This window comes from Enterobacter asburiae (assembly GCF_001521715.1).
Lineage (GTDB): Bacteria > Pseudomonadota > Gammaproteobacteria > Enterobacterales > Enterobacteriaceae > Enterobacter > Enterobacter asburiae.
Genome location: NZ_CP011863.1, coordinates 4,201,156 through 4,218,660 on the forward strand (window position 1 = coordinate 4,201,156; position 17,505 = coordinate 4,218,660).

Genomic DNA, 17,505 nt, shown 5'->3' on the forward strand with positions numbered 1-17,505 from the left:
CACGCGCTCCTTAGACGATCGGGTTGTGGACGGTGACGAGCTTCGATCCGTCCGGGAAGGTGGCTTCGACCTGAATATCCGGGATCATCTCCGGGACGCCCTCCATGACCTGGTCGCGCCTCAGGACGTGGCGGCCCGCTTCCATCAGCGAGGCGACGGTTTCGCCATCGCGCGCGCCTTCCATAATGAAGGCGCTGATCAGCGCGACCGATTCCGGGTAATTGAGCTTTACCCCGCGCGCAAGGCGGCGTTCGGCAACCAGCGCGGCGGTGAACAGCAACAGCTTGTCTTTTTCTCTGGGGGTCAGTTCCATAACGTTTCTCTTATGTCTGCCAGATACGCGGCGAACAGGCGGGTTTGGTGGTGAGAAGCGGGCGAAGCGACTGCCAGATATCGCGCATCACCCGCTGGCAAATCAGGTTGTCGTCGGAGAGAAAACGCACCGACAGCAGATCGTCAGTGAGCGTTGCACCCGCATAATTTTCCAGCGGCGCGAGCCGTTCGCGAACCGTGTCGAGATGTTCTTCTTTGGCCGGATAGAACAGCAGCGTGCCGAGCCACGGACGTCCGGCGACGGGCGTGAGATCGCCGTCGCTAAGATGCTGACGCTCAATCAGGCGCGGCTCGTCATCTACCCACACCTCCAGGCGGCTCTCCAGCGCGCCGTGGCTGAAGGTCTCACCGATCACCGGGCGCCCCAGGCAGTACAGCTCCCACGCCAGCAGCGTGCTGGAGGCCTTCAGGTGAAAAACGGAGCGCAGCGCGGCATTCGCGCCGGGGAAGATAATGGTGTCCTGCGGCAGCCACTCCAGCGTGGAATTTTCATCAAGATAAAAATGCTGGCTCAGACGAGCCTGCGGGCCGCTGCTGCGATAGAACTTGCTGGCGCCGGGCATGGTGATAAGCACATGGCTTTTGGCGTCCAGCCGAACAGAAATGTCCAGCGTATCGCCGCCCACAATCCCGCCGGGCGGGTGCAGAAGGTAAAGATGGCAGGTTTCGCCTTCGGGGTAAAACGGACGCTGAACGGTAAGCGGCCCGACGTGGTGGGCGGAGTGCAGGAGGGTTTTCTCAGGGGTGTGACAAAACTGCAGGGCAAGCGATGCCTGCCAGCCTTTATACGTATTATCAGTGACCTGAGCTGCTAACATGCTGCATCCATTTCCACACCATCGGGATACGTTTCAGTATGCCCTGGCGGAAATGAAGCCTGTCATATGAGTCGCTTATGGATGGCCAGGCAGGAGAAATAAAAAAGCACGGCCGGGGCCGTGCTCTGTATAAGCAATGACGAGGCTATTTCAGGTGTTCATGCAACGCTGCACCTGCCTGCTCAAGGGCAACTTTAACCGTTGGCTCCTGGCTCAGCGGGTTAAGCAGGCCGTAGTCGTGGATCATGCCGTTATAGCGCGTGACGGTCACCGGGACGCCAGCCGCATCCAGTTTACGCCCGAATGCTTCACCTTCATCCCGCAGAACGTCCAGCTCAGCCGTCTGGATCAGCGTCTCGGGGAAGCCTTTCAACTGCGCGGTGCTGGCGCGAAGCGGAGAGGCAAGGATATTGTTCCGATCGGCAGCGCTGGTGGTGTAGTTATCCCAGAACCATTTCATCATGTTTTTCGACAGGAAATAGCCATTTTCGAACTGGTTATACGAGGCAGTATCAAAGTTCGCATCGGTAACTGGCCAGAGCATGACGTTGTAGCGAATCTTTGGCCCATTGAACTGTTTGGCCTGCAGCGCCACCGAAGCCACCATATTGCCGCCCACGCTGTTACCCACCAGACCCAGACGGCTACCGTCAACGCCAATTTCCTGACCGTGCTCGGCGACCCATTTTGTCGCTTCATAGGCCTGATTAATTGCCACCGGGAAATGGGCCTCAGGTGACGGGGTGTAATCGACGTAAACCGCAGCGGCACCCGAAGCGCGAACGAGGTCGCGGATTAAACGTTCGTGGGTAGGGAAGTCACCCAGCACCCAACCGCCGCCGTGAAAGAACATAAAGGCGGGGAGCGTGCCGCTGGCGTTTTCAGGTTTCACTATTTTCAGTTTTATCGCCTGGCCATTTACCTGGATCGTTTTTTCAGAAACCTGAGCGGGCGGCAGTTTTGCGCCTTGCTGCGCGCCAATCAGTACCTGGCGGGCCTCCTGCGGGGTCATCTGTTCCATTGGCTTACCCTTGCCGGAATTCAAAACATTAAGAAACGCCTGTACGCCTGCGGTCGGGGTAGGGGTATTGGCGGTTTGAGCGGATGCCGCGGCTGACGCGAAGACGGAAGAAATCAGGATGGCGGTTAGTGTTTTCATGGTAGTGCCTCTTTAAGCGTATTTGATCGGATGAGATAACTAGATAGTGCGCTACTTAGTTGTTGGTATAATACTTGCGCGCAAGATACTTTTAGTCAAACATTATTTATAATTTTTTTAGGCAACCGATTCGGAGTTGATAGAAAAATGAAAGAAAACAAAACGCTAGACGATTTACTTTGCTTCTCGCTGTACTCGGTCACCAATGCGTTCGTTCGCCAGTATCGCCCCTTACTGCAAGAGATGGATCTGACCTATCCGCAATTCGTTGTTTTGATGGCGCTTTATGAGAAAGACGACATTCCACTTCGCGATCTCAGCGATAAGACGTTTTTTGATTCGGGCACATTGACCCCGCTTGTACAAAAGCTTGAGGCAAAAGGATTCCTCAACCGTATCGCGGTTGTGGGTGATGAAAGGATGAAAAATGTTGTACTGACCGACAAGGCCAAAGACCTGAAGAAACGGGTGATGGCATTGCCGGATCAGATTCGCTGCAGCATGCGGATGAATGACGATGAGCTTGAGACGCTAAAAAAACTCTCCCGAACGCTGCTCGACGATTTGTAATAACCCTTCGGTGGGTTGAACCCACCGAAGTAATGTGTCGTTACCGATAGTCCTCCGCATCCACATCATACCCCGACGGCTCCCAGCGGATTGCCAGCAGCGACGCCAGGCCGATAAACGGCGCCAGCGCAATCACCCAGAACACGGCGGTATCCAGCGAGGCGACCAGCAGCGGGAACAGAAACAGCGACAGCGTGGAACTGCTGCGCATCAGCGTCTGGTTGAGGCCCACGCCCACGCCGCGCAGGGAGGTCGGGTAGCTCAGAGAGGCGAACGTCATGGTATGCGCGCCCGGGCCAAAGCCCTGGCCGAACAGGAAAAGCGCCAGCATGGCTACGGCAAGCACGCCTTCAGAGGCACCTTCCGGTCGGCCAATCAGCGCCAGGCCAAGCAATGCGACAAGCTGGCAGGCATAACCCGCCAGCGACATCCGCCAGGCGCCGAAGCGCGGCACGTAGCGTACAGCCAGCAGCCCGCCGACGAAGGCAAACAGCAGGTTAAGCGCCAGAGAAATGAGAATGGTGGTGAGCATCGACTGGACAAAGAAGCTGGAGATGATCACCGGCAGACCAAACGCCACGGCGTTATAGGCGAAGGAAGATACGACGGACAGCAGCGTGGCGAGCGTCGTGCGGCGCAAATAGATGCCGCGAAACAGGTTCAGATAGTTTGACCATTTCGCTTTATTCACGACAGGGGCTGGCTGGCCGAGCGCGTCCTGCGGCACGTGGGCATTGATGTTATACGACTGGCGTAAAATTGACGCAGCCTCTTTCAGGTTGCCCTGATTCGCCGCCCAGACCGGAGATTCGCTCATATAGCGGCTGCGGATGGCGATAATCACCAGCGCGGGCACCGCGCCAAAGCCGAGAATCAAACGCCACAGCCAGTCGCTGTGGCTCTCCGGCAGCACGGCGTAGAAGAAAAGCACCAGCAGGTAGGAGATGCTGATAGCGGCATACCAGGTGGGGCACCACATCGCGACGCTGGAAGCCTTATTTCCGGGCCCTTTTAGCCTGGCGAACTCGCTTAAAAACGCCATCGCCACGGGAAGGTCGATCCCAACCCCCAGCCCCATCACAAAGCGGGCGCCCGCGAGCACATATTCGTTCGGGGCCAGCGCACAGGCTATCGCTGCCACCACGAAGAACACCATATCAGCCATAAAAACGCGGTAGCGCCCGATTTTATCCGTGAGGTAACCGCCGAGCAGCGCCCCGACAATGGCACCAAAGGTAATCGCCGAGGCCACCATGCCGGTACCGGCGGGCGTCAGGTTAAATTCGCGGGTGATGTCTTTAATGCCAAACGCCAGCGCGCCCAGATCGTAGGCATCGAGGAAAATGCCGCCCAAAGCGATTCCGACCACGATACGGGCGTTTGTCCGGCCCTGAGAACCGTCATTAACGAGGCGTGATACATCCGAAGCGCTGCGCACCCACTGGATGTCGCCATCAGGGGGAATACCTGTCGTTGAAAGGGGAGTTGATTCTGTGATTTCAGCCATTTTCTTCTTGTGTGGTTGTATTGTGTCCCTAACAGTTACCACAGGCAGAAGGTGACCAAAATCACATTTGGCTATAAGGCATAACTAACCCTTCGGAGCGTCTTTTTTCTTTCTCTTGAGCTTCGTCCAGATTTTGGTCTCCTGACGACGCCACAGGCGCTGAATATTGTCGTGATGACGCAGCAGGATAAGACAGGAGAGCATCGACACCGGGAAGGTGAACTGGGGTTTGAACCACCAGACGTAGAACGGGGCGATCAGCGCGCTGACGATAGCGCCCAGCGACGAATAGCCGCTCAGAAGAATGGTCAGAAGCCAGGTCCCGGCCATTACGCCGGTGAGATCCCAGCCGATAGGCGCAATGGCGCCAAAGGCGGTCGCAACGCCTTTTCCGCCTTTAAAGCCGAAGAATACGGGCCAGATGTGGCCGACGCAGGCGGCAATAGCAATGAGCCCCAGCCAGAACGGCGTGACGCCCAGCGCATAAGCGCCCCAGACGGGCAGCATCCCTTTCAGAACATCAAAAATCAAAACCGCTACGGCTGCTCCCTTGCCGCCAATTCGTAGTACGTTGGTCGCCCCCGGATTCCCGGAACCATTTTCACGCGGGTCAGGTAACCCGGCAATGCGGCAGACCAGAATGGCGCTGGAGATTGAGCCGCAAAGATAGGCGAGGAGGATCATTCCAGGCGCGATTGCACTCATAACGCTGTTCCGTTTTGAAAATGTATCTGTATTCTCAACATCTGTGGATAATACGCATAATTCGCCGGAAGTGGTATCCGGTTTAGCCAAAAAGCAGGCAGGTCGTGATGGATATTGTATTTATAGAGCAACTTTCGGTAATCACCACAATTGGTGTTTACGACTGGGAACAGACCATCGAGCAGAAACTGGTGTTCGATATCGAAATGGGATGGGATAACCGCAAATCGGCAAAAAGCGATGACGTGAACGACTGTCTGAGCTATGCCGATATCAGTGAAACGGTCATCGCCCACGTTGAAGGGCAGCGTTTTGCGCTGGTCGAACGGGTGGCGGAAGAAGTCGCAGAATTGCTGCTGAAAAAATTCAACTCACCGTGGGTGCGCATCAAGCTGAGCAAGCCGGGAGCGGTGGCGCGCGCCGCCAATGTTGGCGTCATTATTGAGCGTGGCACAAATCTGAAAGGCAAGAATTAACGTCATAATTGCTAAACCATTTTAGGTTATACCGGTCTCAGGACTGTATCTTATCGGTTGTCCATATGGGGCACCGTTTTTTTATATCTTTTTAGGGGTTTATAGATGAGCGATATGCACTCGCTGCTGGTGGCGGCAATACTGGGTGTGGTCGAAGGATTGACGGAGTTTTTGCCGGTCTCCAGTACGGGCCATATGATTATCGTTGGCCATCTGCTGGGCTTTGAAGGCGATACCGCAAAAACGTTTGAAGTGGTGATCCAGCTGGGGTCTATTCTGGCGGTGGTCGTGATGTTCTGGCGTCGCCTGTTTGGCCTGATCGGCATCCATTTTGGACGTCCGCCTCAGCACGAGGGGGCCGGTAAAGGTCGTCTGTCACTGATCCATATTCTGCTCGGGATGATCCCTGCGGTGGTGCTGGGTCTGGTGTTCCACGACGCCATCAAATCGCTGTTTAATCCGATTAACGTGATGTACGCGCTGGTGGTGGGAGGCTTACTGCTGATCGCCGCGGAAGTGCTGAAGCCAAAAACGCCGCGCGCGGAAGGTCTGGACGATATGACGTATCGTCAGGCGTTTATCATTGGTTGCTTCCAGTGTCTGGCGCTGTGGCCGGGCTTCTCGCGTTCAGGTGCTACCATCTCCGGTGGGATGCTGATGGGCGTAAGCCGTTACGCCGCATCAGAGTTCTCGTTCCTGCTGGCGGTGCCGATGATGATGGGCGCCACCGTGCTCGACGTCTATAAGAGCTATCACTTCCTGACGGCTGGCGACATTCCGATGTTCGCCGTCGGCTTCATCACCGCGTTTATCGTGGCGCTGATTGCCATCAAAACCTTCCTGCAGTTGATTAAGCGTATCTCGTTTATTCCGTTCGCGATCTATCGCTTTATCGTGGCGGCTGCGGTGTACGTGGTCTTCTTCTGACCGATGGCCCTCAGTCTTTCGGCTGAGGGCAATGTTTTTCCTTCCAGTCCGACACCGCCTGAATTCGCCGTTTCGTGAGCTCTTCGCGAATTTCCGGTCCTTTGAATCCCGCTTCGACAACGTCCTTCGTGGGCACCGCTTTCGCTACGTCCCAGGCTTTACGCAGTAAACGTCCCTGCGGGTAATCGCACGCTTCAAAACCGGTACGACCGCGCACGTCAGCTTCGCTGGTCAGCGCGATTTGCTCCACGCGCTGGGGTTTGCGCCAGGCGTCGATATTATCGAAAAGCTTAACGATGGTAGCCGGTTTCAGGATGGGGAAGGTGTGGATCAGATCGTGGAACTCGGCCACCAGTTTCGCCAGATCGCGGATCTCGTTCGGCACGCGCAGACGCTGGCACAGCCCCTCGACCAGCTTCACCCCTGCCGGGCCGTGCCCGTGGTGGCGAGGCCAGAATTCTTTTGGCGTTAAGCCTTTGCCGAGATCGTGGCACAGGGTGGAAAAGCGCACGTCCACGTCAGGGCTGAGCATGGCGGCCATGCTCAGGGTCATCAGCGTGTGTACGCCGGTATCAATTTCCGGGTGCCATTTTGCCGGGGCAGGTACGCCAAACAGCGCGTCTATTTCCGGGAACAGTACCTTCAGCGCGCCGCAGTCGCGCAGGACCTGGAAAAAGACCTGCGGGTTGCGCGTGGTGAGGGCATTTTCCGTCTCTTTCCAGACGCGCTCTGGCGTCAGGTGTTCAAGCTCGCCCGCCTCGGTCATGGTGGTCATCAGCGCCATTGTCTCATCGGCAATACGGAAGCTGAGATGGGCGTAACGCGCGGCAAAGCGCGCCACGCGGAGTACGCGGAGCGGATCTTCAGAAAACGCCGGGGAAACGTGACGTAAAAGACGGTTGCGCAGATCGTCCTGACCGCCATAGGCGTCTACGATCTGCCCGTCTTCGTCCTGCGCCAGCGCGTTGATGGTGAGATCGCGACGCAGGAGATCTTGCTCCAGCGTGACGTCCGGCGTGGCATAGCAGGTGAAGCCCGTATAGCCCGAGCCCGATTTCCGCTCGGTACGCGCCAGGGCATACTCTTCACGGCTTTTCGGGTGCAGGAACACGGGAAAATCGCGGCCTACCTGCTGGTAGCCCGCGTCGAGCATCTCTTCAGGGGTGGCGCCAACCACCACCCAGTCTTTATCTTTGACCGGCAGACCTAACAACGCATCACGTACCGCACCACCGACCAGATAACTCTTCACGCCCAACTCTCCCGTTTTCTCTTTTCCAGAATGATACGTAAGTCTGGCAGAGAAGACGAATTAGTTCATCCAGCGGTCTTTACGCTTGCGGCGTGGGATCAGATGCGGCAGCACCAGACCCAGTACCAGACCCACGCCCAGCACGCCGCCGCCATACATAAACCACTGCATGATGATGGTGCGCTGTTTGTCGTCGAGCTGCAGATTAGCGGCATTCACCTTCTTCTGCGCGACAATCAGCTCGTTTTTCAGTTTCTGGTTCTCTTCTTTCAGACCGTTAATCACACCGTCGCTTTGCGCCACTTTCTGCTGCATTTCAGCGGTGCGCTGGTTCCAGGTGCCGTCGATGTTGTTCAGCTTATCGGTCAGAGTCTTCACCTGGTTTTCCAGATCGGGAACGCGCGTGCGCAGGCTTGGCACGGTGCTCAGCTCTTTCAGCGGGATCCAGGAAGTACGACCGGTACTGTCGCGAACCTGGCCATAGTTGGTGTCCGCGTTGGTCTGTAACAGGGTGACTTCCTCGCCGGCATTCACCGTGCCCACGAGGCGATAATTATCTCCGGGGCCACTGCGTACCCAGGTGTTCAGTTCGTCAGAAACGTAACGCTTCTCTTCAGCGTGCACTGCGGTTGCGGCGCTAAAAGCGAGTAAAGTAAGTCCAATCAGGCGTAATTTAAGCATCATTAGTCGTTATTTTCATAAATAGTGGAACGATAGTAGTGGCAACAGTGTCTCTACGCAAAGCATTCGTCAGCAATCAGAATCATCTGTGTCACGACTCTACAGATTTACGCCCGACAAATTGCTCATTGCATGGCAATTTGGCGCAAAATACTATGTACTGACAAACAAATGGCGAGGAAGTTCGCCTTCATTGACGCGTCTGTGACGCCCGCAAAAGTACAAGGCTATGGCACAAGAAATCGAATTAAAGTTTATCGTCGAAAAAGACAGCGTTGACGCACTCCGCCAGCATCTGCATACGCTTTCCGGCGAACACCATGCACCGGTACAACTGCTTAATATCTATTACGAAACGCCAGACAACTGGCTGCGTCGCCACGATATGGGGCTGCGCATCCGCGGCGCGAGCGGGCGCTACGAGATGACGATGAAAATTGCCGGCCGCGTGGTCGGCGGTTTACATCAGCGCCCGGAATACAATATCGACATCAGCAAGCCAGAACTTGAGCTGGAACGTTTCCCGGCGGAAGTCTGGCCGGATGGCGAGCTGCCTTCCACGCTGGCGGAACAGGTGCAGCCGCTGTTCAGCACCGATTTCTGGCGCGAGAAATGGCTGGTGACGGAAGGCAAAAGCCGCATCGAAATCGCCCTCGATCTGGGGGACGTGAAGGCGGGTGAGTTCCAGGAACCGATTTGCGAACTCGAGCTTGAGCTGCTGGAAGGGGACGCGAATGACGTGCTGAAGCTGGCGCGTAAGCTGGTGAACCAGTCCGGACTGCGTCAGGGAAGCCTGAGTAAAGCCGCGCGGGGTTACCATCTGGCCGCCGGAAATGCGCCGCGCGTGCTGAAAGAGACGACCATCCTGCACGTTGCGCCGAAAGCCAGCGTTGAACAGGGTCTGGAAGCCGCGCTGGAGCTGGCGCTTTCTCAGTGGCAATACCATGAAGAGCTGTGGGTGCGAAATGTGAAAAACGCGAAATCCCACGTGCTGGCGGCGATTGCCCTGGTGCGCCATACCCTGACGCTGTTCGGCGGTATTGTTCCTCGCAAAGCGAGCGCTCACTTACGTGACCTGCTGACGCAAACCGAAACGCTGATGCTCTCCGACGTATCGGCGCAAACGGCGATCTACAGCCCGCAAGCCGCGACGGCAAAACTGGCGCTGACCGAGTTCCTGGTGACGCGCGGCTGGCGCGCCTTCCTGGATGCGAAAGCCGAGACCAAAATCGCGGAAAACTTTAAGCGTTTCGCGGATATTCATCTTTCCCGTCATGCCGCCGAGCTGAAGAGTACCTTTGCGTATCCGCTCGGCGATCAGTATGGCGATCAGCTTCCTCGTCTGTCGCGCAACATCGACAGCATGCTGCTGCTTTCCGGCGCTTATGACGGCGTTAAAACCCAGGCCTGGCTGGAGAACTGGCAGGGGCTGAAGCACGCCATTGAAACCCGCCAGCATATTGAGATTGAGCATTTCCGTAACGAGGCCATTTCGCAGGAGCCGTTCTGGCTGCACAGCGGAAAACGTTAACTCTGGCAAGGAACCCCTATAATGCCGCTTTCTTCACCGTTACAGCAGCAGTGGCAGACCGTTTGCGAACGTCTGCCTGAGTCATTACCGGCGTCATCGTTAAGCGAGCAGGCGAAGAGCGTGCTCGCCTTCAGTGATTTTGTGCAGGAAAGTATCAGCGCCAACCCGGACTGGCTGGCAGAGCTTGAGAACGCGCCGCCGCAGGCGGACGAGTGGCGGCATTACGCCGGCTGGCTGCAGACTGCGCTTGAAGACGTTGCGGATGAAGCGACGCTGATGCGCGTCCTGCGCCAGTTCCGCCGTCGGGTGATGGTGCGCATTGCCTGGGCTCAGGCGCTGGAGCTGGTGAGCGAAGAGAGCACGCTGCAGCAGCTAAGCGAGCTGGCGCAAACGCTGATTGTCGCCGCGCGCGACTGGCTCTACGCCGCCTGCTGTAAAGAGTGGGGCACGCCGTGCAGCGAGGAAGGGGTTCCTCAGCCGCTGCTGATTCTGGGGATGGGCAAGCTGGGCGGCTGCGAGCTGAACTTCTCCTCCGACATTGACCTGATTTTTGCCTGGCCCGAGAACGGCTCCACGCGCGGCGGCCGTCGCGAGCTGGACAACGCCCAGTTCTTTACCCGCCTCGGCCAGCGTCTGATTAAGGCGCTGGATCAGCCGACGCAGGACGGTTTTGTTTACCGCGTGGACATGCGCCTGCGCCCGTTTGGCGACAGCGGCCCGCTGGTGCTGAGCTTTGCCGCGCTGGAAGATTACTACCAGGAGCAGGGGCGCGACTGGGAGCGCTATGCGATGGTTAAAGCGCGGATCATGGGCGATAGCGACGACGCCTACGCCAACGAGCTGCGCGCCATGCTGCGCCCGTTCGTATTCCGTCGCTATATCGACTTCAGCGTGATCCAGTCCCTGCGTAATATGAAAGGGATGATCGCCCGTGAGGTGCGCCGTCGTGGTCTGAAGGACAACATCAAGCTCGGCGCGGGCGGCATCCGCGAAATCGAATTTATCGTTCAGGTCTTCCAGCTTATTCGCGGTGGCCGTGAGCCGTCCCTGCAGTCCCGCTCGCTGCTGCCGACCCTGAGCGTCATCGAGCAGCTGCACCTGCTGCCGGACGGCGACGCGCAAACCCTGCGCGAGGCCTATTTGTTCCTGCGCCGTCTGGAAAACCTGCTGCAAAGCATCAACGACGAACAGACCCAGACCCTGCCTGGCGATGACCTTAACCGGGCGCGCCTGGCCTGGGGCATGCGCGTGGACGACTGGACGGCGTTAACCGAACGGCTGGATGCCCATATGGCAGGCGTGCGCCGCATCTTTAACGAGCTGATCGGTGATGACGAAAGTGAATCACCGGACGATGCGCTTTCCGAGCACTGGCGCGAGCTGTGGCAGGACGCGCTCCAGGAAGATGACACCACGCCGGTGCTGACGCACTTAACCGACGACGCGCGCCATCGCGTGGTGGCGCTGATCGCTGATTTCCGTCTTGAGCTGAACAAACGCGCCATCGGCCCGCGCGGTCGTCAGGTGCTGGATCACCTGATGCCGCACCTGCTGAGCGAGGTCTGCTCGCGGGCGGACGCGCCGGTGCCGCTGTCGCGCATGATGCCGCTGCTGAGCGGGATCATCACGCGTACCACCTATCTGGAACTTTTAAGCGAGTTTCCTGGGGCGCTGAAGCACCTGATTACGCTCTGCGCCGCGTCGCCGATGGTGGCCAACAAGCTCGCGCGTTACCCGCTGCTGCTGGATGAGCTGCTCGACCCGAACACGCTGTATCAGCCCACGGCGACGGATGCCTACCGGGACGAGCTGCGTCAGTATCTGCTGCGCGTGCCGGAAGAGGATGAAGAGCAACAGCTGGAGGCGCTGCGTCAGTTTAAGCAGGCGCAGATGCTGCGCGTGGCGGCGGCGGACATCGCCGGAACGCTGCCGGTGATGAAAGTGAGCGATCACTTAACCTGGCTGGCAGAGGCAATCATTGACGCGGTGGTCCATCAGGCGTGGGTGCAGATGGTGGCGCGCTACGGCCAGCCGAAACACCTGGCCGAACGTGAAGGACGCGGATTCGCGGTCGTGGGGTACGGCAAGCTTGGCGGCTGGGAGCTGGGCTATAGCTCCGATCTGGATTTAATCTTCCTGCACGACTGCCCGGTTGACGTGATGACCGACGGCGAGCGTGAAATTGACGGGCGTCAGTTCTACCTGCGCCTGGCGCAGCGCATCATGCACCTGTTCAGCACGCGCACCTCGTCGGGCATTTTGTATGAAGTGGATGCCCGTCTGCGTCCGTCCGGCGCGGCGGGCATGCTGGTGACCTCAACGGAATCCTTCGCCGATTACCAGAAGAATGAAGCCTGGACGTGGGAGCATCAGGCGCTGGTGCGCGCTCGCGTGGTGTACGGCGATCCGCAGCTCAAAACGCAGTTTGACGTCATCCGCAGGGAGGTTATGACCACCTTGCGTGATGGCAGCACGCTGCAAACGGAAGTGCGCGAAATGCGCGAGAAAATGCGCGCGCATCTCGGTAATAAACATCGCGATCGCTTTGATATTAAAGCCGACGAGGGCGGGATTACCGATATTGAGTTCATTACCCAGTATCTGGTGCTGCTGCACGCCCACGACAAGCCGAAGCTGACGCGCTGGTCCGATAACGTGCGCATTCTGGAGCTGCTGGCGCAAAATGACATCATGGACGAGCAGGAGGCGCAGGCTTTAACCCGCGCCTACACGACGCTTCGCGATGAGCTTCATCACCTGGCGCTGCAGGAGGAACCGGGGCACGTGGCGCTGGACAGTTTTGCTCATGAACGTGCTCAGGTAACGGCCAGCTGGCAGAAGTGGCTGGTGGAACCGTGCGTAACAAATCAAGTGTGATATTATCGCGCGCAAATTGTGAATCTTTCTGGAGTCAGGAATGAAAGTAACACTGCCAGAGTTTGAACGTGCTGGGGTAATGGTTGTTGGGGATGTGATGCTGGATCGCTACTGGTATGGGCCTACCAGCCGCATCTCTCCGGAAGCACCGGTACCGGTGGTTAAGGTCGACACCATTGAAGAGCGTCCCGGCGGCGCGGCAAACGTGGCGATGAACATTGCCTCTCTGGGCGCGCAGTCGCGTCTGGTGGGCCTGACCGGCATTGACGATGCGGCGCGCGCGCTGAGCAAGTCGCTGGCGGACGTGAACGTGAAGTGCGACTTCGTCTCTGTTCCGACCCACCCGACCATCACCAAGCTGCGCGTGCTGTCGCGCAACCAGCAGCTGATCCGCCTCGACTTTGAAGAAGGGTTCGAAGGCGTTGATCCTGAGCCGCTGCACGAGCGTATCAACCAGGCGCTGGGCAATATCGGCGCGCTGGTGCTGTCCGACTACGCCAAAGGCGCGCTGGCGAGCGTGAAGACGATGATTCAGCTGGCGCGTAAAGCCAACGTCCCGGTGCTGATCGACCCGAAAGGGACCGATTTTGAGCGCTATCGCGGCGCAACCCTGCTGACGCCAAACCTCTCCGAGTTTGAAGCGGTGGCGGGCAAGTGCAAAACCGAGGAAGAGCTGGTTGAGCGCGGCATGAAGATCATTGCTGATTTCGAGCTGTCTGCTTTGCTCGTCACCCGCTCCGAGCAGGGGATGACGCTGCTGCAGCCGGGCAAAGCGCCGCTGCATATGCCAACCCAGGCGCAGGAAGTGTACGACGTGACCGGTGCCGGTGATACGGTGATCGGCGTGCTGGCGGCGACGCTGGCAGCAGGAAACTCGCTGGAAGAGGCGTGCTACTTCGCTAACGCCGCGGCGGGCGTGGTCGTCGGTAAGCTCGGTACCTCAACCGTTTCGCCAATCGAGCTGGAAAACGCGGTACGCGGTCGTGCGGATACCGGTTTTGGCGTTATGACCGAAGACGAGCTGAAGGTGGCCGTCGCCGCCGCGCGTAAGCGTGGTGAAAAAGTGGTGATGACCAACGGCGTGTTCGACATTCTGCACGCGGGCCACGTTTCGTATCTGGCGAATGCGCGCAAGCTGGGCGATCGCCTGATTGTGGCGGTTAATAGCGATGCGTCGACGAAGCGCCTGAAGGGTGAAACGCGCCCGGTGAACCCGCTCGAACAGCGCATGATTGTGCTCGGCGCGCTGGAAGCCGTGGACTGGGTGGTGTCGTTTGAAGAAGATACCCCGCAGCGTCTGATTGCCGGCATTCTGCCGGACCTGCTGGTTAAAGGTGGGGATTACAAGCCGGAGCAGATCGCGGGTAGCGAAGAGGTCTGGGCGAACGGCGGCGAGGTGATGGTGCTCAACTTTGAGGACGGGTGCTCAACCACCAACATCATCAAGAAGATCCAGAAGGACAGTCAGTAAAAAAACGGGCCAGTTGGCCCGTTTTTTTCTCCCTCTCCCTGTGGGAGAGGGCTGGGGTGAGGGCATCAGGCCGCACTTATTCCTGGTCGTCCACCGGTGGAATAGCCGGTGCCGGCTTCACTTCTTCCGGCGCATTTCGGTTTTCCAGCTCGGTCAGACGCTGTTCCAGCAGCGCCAGCTTCTCGCGGGTGCGCAGCAGAACCTGGGTCTGCACGTCAAACTCTTCGCGGCTGACTAAATCAAGGCGAACCAACTGCGCCTGCAGCGTCTGGCGGATTTTCTTTTCTACGTCATCACCAAATTCACGAATGCCTTTTGGCATAGATTCATGAACCTGACGCGCGATCTGCTCAATTTTTTTCGGGTCAATCATTGGCGTTTCCCTTGATGGAAAAGTGTTAGTGTCCATTGTAGCGCGTCATGCCCGGGGTAAACAAAATTGTTTGATGCTTATGCATTGCCCAGGATAATCAATAGCGTTATAGTTATCTCGCTTATTCTCAGGGCGGGGCGAAATTCCCCACCGGCGGTAAATCAGCGTGACGCTGAAAGCCCGCGAGCGCTTTGGGTGAATACTCAAAGGTCAGCAGATCCGGTGTAATTCCGGGGCCGACGGTTAGAGTCCGGATGGGAGAGAGTAACGATCAAGTCGGGCATGGTCCCGCTCACGTTATCTTTTTGCCGCTTATACGGCGCTCCTAAGACTGCCCTGATTCTGGTAACCATAATGTTAATGAGGTTTTTTTACCATGAATCAGACGCTACTTTCCTCTTTTGGCACTTCAACTCAACGTGTTGAACATGCACTGGATGCACTGCGCGAAGGCCGCGGTGTGATGGTGCTTGACGATGAAAACCGTGAAAACGAAGGCGATATGATTTTCGCCGCCGAAAACATGACCGTTGAACAGATGGCGCTGACCATCCGTCACGGCAGCGGCATCGTATGCCTGTGTATTAATGAAGATCGTCGTAAGCAACTCGATCTGCCGATGATGGTCGAAAACAACACCAGCGCCTTTGGTACCGGTTTTACCGTGACCATTGAAGCGGCGCATGGTGTGACCACCGGTGTGTCTGCGGCTGACCGTCTGACCACCGTACGTGCAGCAATTGCTGATGGTGCGAAGCCATCCGATCTGCACCGTCCAGGCCACGTCTTCCCACTGCGTGCGCAGGCGGGCGGCGTGTTGACCCGCGGCGGCCACACCGAAGCGACGATCGACCTGGTGACGCTGGCTGGCTTCAAACCTGCTGGCGTGCTGTGCGAACTGACCAATGATGACGGCACCATGGCGCGCGCGCCGGAGTGCATCACCTTTGCCCGCCTGCACAACATGCCGGTGGTAACGATTGAAGATCTGGTTGAGTATCGCCAGGCGCACGAGCGCAAAGCCAGCTGATAATAAAAACGCCGGGAAGTCCCGGCGTTTTTTACCCGATTCCTGCGGTCTGCAGGAGAACCAGACTTAATCCCATCACCGACATTCCGCACAGCACGCCATAGCTGGGGTTGTTGTTAGGATCGATCTCCTTCGCCAGCGGCATCAGTTCATCCACCGAAAGCGCAACCATGATCCCGGCTACCGCGGCCATAATCTCTGCCATCACTACCGGAGAGACCAGGCTACCAAGGATCAGCCAGGCCAGTACGCCGCCAAGGATTTCGGCCATCCCGGAAATGCCCGCCCAGAACACCGCGGTGCGTTTCGATCCCGTTGCGGCATACACGGGGCCGGCGACGGCCAGTCCTTCAGGAATATTGTGTAAGGCGACCGCCAGCGCGATGCCAAAGCCCATCTCAAGATTGCTGCTGGCCGTCACGTAGGTAGCGACCCCTTCCGGGAAGTTGTGCAGGCTGATGCCAAGCGTTAACAGCACGGCGGTACGCTTGATATTGCGCGGCATGGGCGTCACGTTTTTCTGCATTAAATCCTGCGGATGCGCGTGCGGCAGCATCCGATCGAGGGCAAAGTATCCCAGCAGGCCAAAGACAAACATGCCGTAGCCCAGCAGCGGAGACATGCCTTCTGTGCCCAACGCGGCAGGCAGCATCTCCATCAGGGAGATGAGCAGCATGATCCCGGCAGCAAAGCCCAGTGAGAAGGCCAGTACGCGGTTAGAGGGCTTTTGGCCGAGCACGCCGAGGATCGCACCGATGAATGTCGCGGCACCTGCCAATATGGTCAGGATCAGGGGGACTGACATGCATTGCTCCTTATGATAATGATTCTCATTAATATAAATGATTCATTTCTGGCAAAGCGAGGGTTAAAACCTGGCTTTACACATTCCTTACATTCAAATTTCCTGATGATGATCTTCACGCTTATCTGCGTTCATCTTTGCCGGATTGCGCGTAATGTAGCACCATTAAATTGACACCTTCTGTAAGGATATCACCATGACTTCTTCCCGTATGCCAGCCCTGTTTTTAGGCCACGGTAGCCCTATGAACGTTCTGGAAGACAACGTCTATACCCGCGCCTGGCGTCATCTGGGCGAGACGTTGCCGCGTCCGAAAGCGATCGTGGTGGTATCTGCGCACTGGTTTACCCGTGGGACAGGCGTGACCGCCATGGAAGCGCCAAAAACTATTCATGATTTCGGCGGCTTCCCGCAGGCCCTGTACGACACGCATTATCCGGCCCCCGGCTCGCCTGAGCTGGCTCAAAAGCTGGTAGAGTTGCTGGCACCCGTCTCTGTGACGCTGGATAAAGAAGCCTGGGGCTTTGACCATGGCTCCTGGGGCGTGCTGATTAAAATGTATCCTGACGCGGATATCCCGATGGTGCAGTTGAGCATCGACAGCACTAAACCGGCGGCCTGGCATCTGGAGATGGGGCGTAAGCTGGCAACCCTGCGCGATGAAGGCATCATGCTGGTGGCGAGCGGCAACGTGGTGCATAACCTGCGTACCGCACGCTGGCACGGTGAGAACACGCCGTACCCGTGGGCAACCTCTTTTAACGACTACGTCAAAGCCAACCTGACCTGGCAAGGCCCGGCTGAGGAGCATCCGCTGGTGAACTATCTGGATCACGAAGGCGGTTCACTCTCTAACCCGACGCCGGAACACTTCCTGCCGCTGCTGTACGTGCTTGGCGCGTGGGATGGTCAGGAACCGGTGACGATCCCGGTCGACGGTATCGAGATGGGGAGTTTGAGTATGCTGTCGGTGCAGGTGGGATAATAAAA

At 57.6% G+C, this 17,505-nt stretch carries 17 protein-coding genes and 1 riboswitch; of the genes, 8 read left to right on the forward strand and 9 right to left on the reverse strand.

All coding sequences use genetic code 11. The annotated features are described in order from the left end of the window. Window positions 1-10: 10 nt before the first annotated feature. From ACJ69_RS20400 to ACJ69_RS20410, 3 genes are all read right to left on the reverse strand, one after another. Window positions 11-313 carry an urease subunit gamma gene (locus ACJ69_RS20400; RefSeq protein WP_006811999.1) on the reverse strand — a complete coding sequence of 101 codons (303 nt, stop codon included), beginning with the start codon at window positions 311-313 and terminating at the stop codon, window positions 11-13. A gap of 10 nt (window positions 314-323) precedes the next feature. Further along, entirely contained in the window at window positions 324-1,151 is an 828-nt protein-coding gene (locus ACJ69_RS20405; RefSeq protein WP_054830099.1) for an urease accessory protein UreD, read from the reverse strand. A 145-nt stretch (window positions 1,152-1,296) separates the two neighbouring features. Next, a complete protein-coding gene (locus ACJ69_RS20410) occupies window positions 1,297-2,310 on the reverse strand; it encodes an alpha/beta hydrolase (RefSeq protein WP_059347636.1) in 1,014 nt (337 codons plus the stop codon). A gap of 147 nt (window positions 2,311-2,457) precedes the next feature. On the opposite strand from ACJ69_RS20410, the gene ACJ69_RS20415 reads away from it, so the two are divergent. After that, window positions 2,458-2,880 carry a MarR family winged helix-turn-helix transcriptional regulator gene (locus tag ACJ69_RS20415; protein ID WP_029740685.1) on the forward strand — a complete coding sequence of 141 codons (423 nt, stop codon included), beginning with the start codon at window positions 2,458-2,460 and terminating at the stop codon, window positions 2,878-2,880. A gap of 40 nt (window positions 2,881-2,920) precedes the next feature. Here the strand turns inward: ACJ69_RS20415 and ACJ69_RS20420 are convergent, their stop codons facing one another. Both ACJ69_RS20420 and plsY read right to left on the reverse strand, forming a co-directional pair. Further along, a complete protein-coding gene (locus ACJ69_RS20420) occupies window positions 2,921-4,387 on the reverse strand; it encodes an MFS transporter (protein WP_059347637.1) in 1,467 nt (488 codons plus the stop codon). Window positions 4,388-4,471: 84 nt separating this feature from the next. Next, window positions 4,472-5,092 carry a glycerol-3-phosphate 1-O-acyltransferase PlsY gene (gene plsY / locus ACJ69_RS20425; protein WP_023309216.1) on the reverse strand — a complete coding sequence of 207 codons (621 nt, stop codon included), beginning with the start codon at window positions 5,090-5,092 and terminating at the stop codon, window positions 4,472-4,474. A gap of 107 nt (window positions 5,093-5,199) precedes the next feature. Here plsY and folB point away from each other — a divergent pair, with 107 nt between their 5' ends. Continuing rightward, on the forward strand, window positions 5,200-5,568 hold the full coding sequence (gene folB, locus ACJ69_RS20430; protein WP_023333447.1) for a bifunctional dihydroneopterin aldolase/7,8-dihydroneopterin epimerase: 369 nt from the start codon (window positions 5,200-5,202) through the stop codon (window positions 5,566-5,568). 105 nt (window positions 5,569-5,673) lie between these two features. Then, window positions 5,674-6,495, forward strand: coding sequence for an undecaprenyl-diphosphate phosphatase (gene bacA, locus ACJ69_RS20435; RefSeq protein ID WP_029740687.1), 822 nt, complete (start codon window positions 5,674-5,676; stop codon window positions 6,493-6,495). Window positions 6,496-6,505: 10 nt separating this feature from the next. On the opposite strand, the gene ACJ69_RS20440 is transcribed toward bacA, so the two are convergent. After that, a complete protein-coding gene (locus ACJ69_RS20440) occupies window positions 6,506-7,747 on the reverse strand; it encodes a multifunctional CCA addition/repair protein (RefSeq protein WP_059347858.1) in 1,242 nt (413 codons plus the stop codon). 60 nt (window positions 7,748-7,807) lie between these two features. Continuing rightward, window positions 7,808-8,428 carry a TIGR04211 family SH3 domain-containing protein gene (locus tag ACJ69_RS20445; protein ID WP_054830100.1) on the reverse strand — a complete coding sequence of 207 codons (621 nt, stop codon included), beginning with the start codon at window positions 8,426-8,428 and terminating at the stop codon, window positions 7,808-7,810. 229 nt (window positions 8,429-8,657) lie between these two features. Between ACJ69_RS20445 and ACJ69_RS20450 the strand changes: the two genes are divergently transcribed. From ACJ69_RS20450 to hldE, 3 genes are read left to right on the forward strand one after another with little or no spacing between them, the layout of a single operon-like run. After that, entirely contained in the window at window positions 8,658-9,959 is a 1,302-nt protein-coding gene (locus ACJ69_RS20450) for a CYTH domain-containing protein (protein WP_059347640.1), read from the forward strand. A 21-nt stretch (window positions 9,960-9,980) separates the two neighbouring features. Continuing rightward, on the forward strand, window positions 9,981-12,836 hold the full coding sequence (gene glnE / locus ACJ69_RS20455) for a bifunctional [glutamate--ammonia ligase]-adenylyl-L-tyrosine phosphorylase/[glutamate--ammonia-ligase] adenylyltransferase (RefSeq protein WP_059347643.1): 2,856 nt from the start codon (window positions 9,981-9,983) through the stop codon (window positions 12,834-12,836). 40 nt (window positions 12,837-12,876) lie between these two features. Beyond that, window positions 12,877-14,307: a bifunctional D-glycero-beta-D-manno-heptose-7-phosphate kinase/D-glycero-beta-D-manno-heptose 1-phosphate adenylyltransferase HldE gene (hldE, locus tag ACJ69_RS20460; RefSeq protein ID WP_029740691.1), complete on the forward strand. Its 1,431-nt coding sequence runs from the start codon at window positions 12,877-12,879 to the stop codon at window positions 14,305-14,307. A gap of 76 nt (window positions 14,308-14,383) precedes the next feature. On the opposite strand, the gene ubiK is transcribed toward hldE, so the two are convergent. Next, the gene (gene ubiK / locus ACJ69_RS20465) at window positions 14,384-14,680 is read right to left on the reverse strand and encodes a ubiquinone biosynthesis accessory factor UbiK (protein WP_014071796.1); all 297 of its coding nucleotides are present in this window, start codon (window positions 14,678-14,680) and stop codon (window positions 14,384-14,386) included. A gap of 119 nt (window positions 14,681-14,799) precedes the next feature. Further along, window positions 14,800-14,950, forward strand: a riboswitch (FMN riboswitch). Window positions 14,951-15,056: 106 nt separating this feature from the next. Between ubiK and ribB the strand changes: the two genes are divergently transcribed. Continuing rightward, the gene (gene ribB, locus ACJ69_RS20470) at window positions 15,057-15,710 is read left to right on the forward strand and encodes a 3,4-dihydroxy-2-butanone-4-phosphate synthase (RefSeq protein WP_023309208.1); all 654 of its coding nucleotides are present in this window, start codon (window positions 15,057-15,059) and stop codon (window positions 15,708-15,710) included. A 31-nt stretch (window positions 15,711-15,741) separates the two neighbouring features. Here the strand turns inward: ribB and zupT are convergent, their stop codons facing one another. Further along, window positions 15,742-16,515 carry a zinc transporter ZupT gene (gene zupT / locus ACJ69_RS20475; RefSeq protein ID WP_059347645.1) on the reverse strand — a complete coding sequence of 258 codons (774 nt, stop codon included), beginning with the start codon at window positions 16,513-16,515 and terminating at the stop codon, window positions 15,742-15,744. A 196-nt stretch (window positions 16,516-16,711) separates the two neighbouring features. Here zupT and ygiD point away from each other — a divergent pair, with 196 nt between their 5' ends. Next, window positions 16,712-17,500, forward strand: a complete 789-nt coding sequence (ygiD, locus tag ACJ69_RS20480) for a 4,5-DOPA-extradiol-dioxygenase (RefSeq protein ID WP_047646362.1) — start codon at window positions 16,712-16,714, stop codon at window positions 17,498-17,500. Window positions 17,501-17,505: the final 5 nt, after the last annotated feature.

Coding starts and splice junctions, on each gene's coding strand:
- ACJ69_RS20400 (WP_006811999.1), bottom strand. CDS start 313: ATGGAACTGACCCCCAGAGAAAAAGACAAGCTGTTGCTGTTCACCGCC.
- ACJ69_RS20405 (WP_054830099.1), bottom strand. CDS start 1,151: ATGTTAGCAGCTCAGGTCACTGATAATACGTATAAAGGCTGGCAGGCA.
- ACJ69_RS20410 (WP_059347636.1), bottom strand. CDS start 2,310: ATGAAAACACTAACCGCCATCCTGATTTCTTCCGTCTTCGCGTCAGCC.
- ACJ69_RS20415 (WP_029740685.1), top strand. CDS start 2,458: ATGAAAGAAAACAAAACGCTAGACGATTTACTTTGCTTCTCGCTGTAC.
- ACJ69_RS20420 (WP_059347637.1), bottom strand. CDS start 4,387: ATGGCTGAAATCACAGAATCAACTCCCCTTTCAACGACAGGTATTCCC.
- plsY (WP_023309216.1), bottom strand. CDS start 5,092: ATGAGTGCAATCGCGCCTGGAATGATCCTCCTCGCCTATCTTTGCGGC.
- folB (WP_023333447.1), top strand. CDS start 5,200: ATGGATATTGTATTTATAGAGCAACTTTCGGTAATCACCACAATTGGT.
- bacA (WP_029740687.1), top strand. CDS start 5,674: ATGAGCGATATGCACTCGCTGCTGGTGGCGGCAATACTGGGTGTGGTC.
- ACJ69_RS20445 (WP_054830100.1), bottom strand. CDS start 8,428: ATGCTTAAATTACGCCTGATTGGACTTACTTTACTCGCTTTTAGCGCC.
- ACJ69_RS20450 (WP_059347640.1), top strand. CDS start 8,658: ATGGCACAAGAAATCGAATTAAAGTTTATCGTCGAAAAAGACAGCGTT.
- glnE (WP_059347643.1), top strand. CDS start 9,981: ATGCCGCTTTCTTCACCGTTACAGCAGCAGTGGCAGACCGTTTGCGAA.
- hldE (WP_029740691.1), top strand. CDS start 12,877: ATGAAAGTAACACTGCCAGAGTTTGAACGTGCTGGGGTAATGGTTGTT.
- ubiK (WP_014071796.1), bottom strand. CDS start 14,680: ATGATTGACCCGAAAAAAATTGAGCAGATCGCGCGTCAGGTTCATGAA.
- ribB (WP_023309208.1), top strand. CDS start 15,057: ATGAATCAGACGCTACTTTCCTCTTTTGGCACTTCAACTCAACGTGTT.
- zupT (WP_059347645.1), bottom strand. CDS start 16,515: ATGTCAGTCCCCCTGATCCTGACCATATTGGCAGGTGCCGCGACATTC.
- ygiD (WP_047646362.1), top strand. CDS start 16,712: ATGACTTCTTCCCGTATGCCAGCCCTGTTTTTAGGCCACGGTAGCCCT.